Here is a 2,330-nt window from a genome sequence, read left to right as displayed (position 1 = left end):
CATTCCAAGTTTCTGCAAAGTCAGTAAAACCTAACTTTTTATCTTGATTTTCCATATCAATAGACCTCCAAAAGTTGCAGTTAAGTGCAAATAAAGATAATCAAAAAATGTGGGAAAATTACATCAAACCGAGTTGAGAAAGAATACCTTGACCAGTTAAGAGTTCAGTAGCTATACCAATCACAAAACCCAACATTGCCAAGCGACCATTCCAAGTTTCTGCAAAGTCAGTAAAACCTAACTTTTTATCTTGATTTTCCATGACCATTATCCTTGTTTTATTTCAAGCTTATGTAATATAACTTAACTCAAAAAATCAAAGTTGGCAACATTATTTAATATTTTGATGAGGCCAAATAGTAAAGGGATGGACTAAACAGGTGTAAACTAACTACAGAACGATTCTTAAACTAAGATATGCCTCTGACTGATTATTAATTGTTGGACAGTTGTATGAGATTTTCAAATAGATACTAGGAATGGCCTTAGTTAAGAAGAGTAGAAAATTTGAGTAGGAATATAGAAATAGATATGGAAGCTTGTACAGTTACGGATCTGAAGATTGACAGCAAAAAAAACTGCTATCTCCTTGATGCTGAAGCTATGCGGAAAATTCAGGAAGAAACAGCAGTTTCGACAACATTAGAACCAGGAATCTATGTAATTAGAATTCGCAGTGGTTCGTTTGGATACCAAAATAACGGCAATAAAATTAGTGAACCTATTGTCATGTTGTGGATTTATGGTGGCAAGTTTATCAATAAAAAAACTAACTTAGAAGTAGAAGCTACTTGGTCAACTTTAAATGGTGATGACGATACTTTAACTTTAGAAGTGCTACAAAAAACAAATATTTGTGCATTTTTCTTTGATAGTTACATTGAGGATAATCAAGGAGAATTGACAATATCTATAGTTAAAATGTGAATTATTTGTTTGATGAACTAAAGATCGTAAACCTCAAAAAACTATTACTTTACTTCCATTTTAGTCATAACTAATCAAGAGTATATTTCATCAAAATCTATCTATTTACATTGAAAAAGCTCTCAGTAAAAAGCCCACTGAGGGTGTAATTACAAAAATTATTCATAAGGAATTTAGCCTTCAGTTGGAAAAAATTTAACTGTCAATTCATTAGTAAAAAACTAATAGCTGATAGGGAAGTTAGATTCAAACTGAAGGCTAATTGCTAAAGGTTAATTTAACCATATTTTGTCCTTCCTATAAATCAGATAAAAATGTCTTCATCTAGCCAAAAGTTATTTCAAATATCAGTAGTATTGCTAACCTTAACTGCTACTCCCAAGCCCTTAGAAGCTGCTAATTTATCTTTTTTAAGCAATACTGTCCTAGCTCAATCGGTCAATTCAGATACTACTTACCCACTACCTGAATCCCTGCCAAGTGGCACAAAAATAACATTGTCAGGCTCTAGTAGTATGACAGTTATTAATCAAGCACTAAAACAACGTTACGAACAAAAATATCCAGACACTCAAGTTGAACTGGTAACAGGTGATACAAGTGGAGTATTAGAAGCCCTCCTAAAAGGAGAAACAGATTTAGTAGCTGTGGGGCGTCAATTAACTTCTCAGGAAAAAGACCAAGGATTAGTTGAAGTCCCCATTAACAGAAGTAAAATAGCGATTATAGTAGGGCCGGACAATCCATTTCAAAAAAATTTATCATTCGATCAATTTGCCAAAATATTTAGGGGAGAAATCACAAATTGGTCAGAAGTAGGAGGCCCAGAAGTACAAATTCGCTTTATCGATCGCCCAGATTTTAGCGATACCAGACAAGCTTTCCAAAACTACGAGGTGTTTAAAAAAAGTCTATTTCAGACTGGAGGTAACACGATTCAGTTATCTGAGGATGATACAGCAGCAGTCATCAAAGAATTAGGTCAAGATGGAATTAGTTATGCGATCGCTGACCAAGTGCTGAATAAGGAAAATGTTCGGGTTGTTAAGATGCACACAATTCTGCCGGATGACCCCCGCTACCCATACTCTCAACCTCGTACCTACGTTTATAAAAAAGATGCTGCACCTCCAGAAGTTATAGCATTTCTTGGTTTAGTTACTTCTGAAAGTGGTCAAGCAGTTGTAGCAGCAGTAGACCAACAGAAGAAAACTGATGCCTCAACTGCGGGAGGTTTAACAACTGCATCGAGTCCAGACAATACAACTGAGGCAGAATTAAACCAGCAGGAGAAAACTGATACCTCAACTGCGGGAGGTTTAACAACTGCATCGAGTCCAGATAATACAACTGAGGCAGCATTAAACCAGCAGGAGAAAACTGATACCTCAACTGCGGGAGGT

At 35.6% G+C, this 2,330-nt stretch carries 3 protein-coding genes; 2 read left to right on the top strand and 1 reads right to left on the bottom strand.

All coding sequences use genetic code 11. The features are described from left to right. Nucleotides 1-118: 118 nt before the first annotated feature. A complete protein-coding gene (locus tag ACP6PK_RS20800) occupies nt 119-262 on the bottom strand; it encodes a chlorophyll a/b-binding protein (RefSeq protein ID WP_426545108.1) in 144 nt (47 codons plus the stop codon). A 245-nt stretch (nt 263-507) separates the two neighbouring features. On the opposite strand from ACP6PK_RS20800, the gene ACP6PK_RS20795 reads away from it, so the two are divergent. Continuing rightward, the gene (locus tag ACP6PK_RS20795) at nt 508-927 is read left to right on the top strand and encodes a hypothetical protein (RefSeq protein ID WP_426562266.1); all 420 of its coding nucleotides are present in this window, start codon (nt 508-510) and stop codon (nt 925-927) included. Nucleotides 928-1,241: 314 nt separating this feature from the next. Beyond that, nucleotides 1,242-2,330 (top strand): extracellular solute-binding protein (locus tag ACP6PK_RS20790; RefSeq protein ID WP_426562264.1); only part of this gene is annotated, 1,089 nt, incomplete at its 3' end.

The sequence above is a fragment of the Dapis hubbardiae BLCC-M172 genome (assembly GCF_050016015.1).
Classification (GTDB): Bacteria; Cyanobacteriota; Cyanobacteriia; order Cyanobacteriales; family Microcoleaceae; genus Trichodesmium.
Note: the sequence above shows the minus strand (reverse complement) of the source record. Positions and strands in the feature narration are given on the sequence as shown.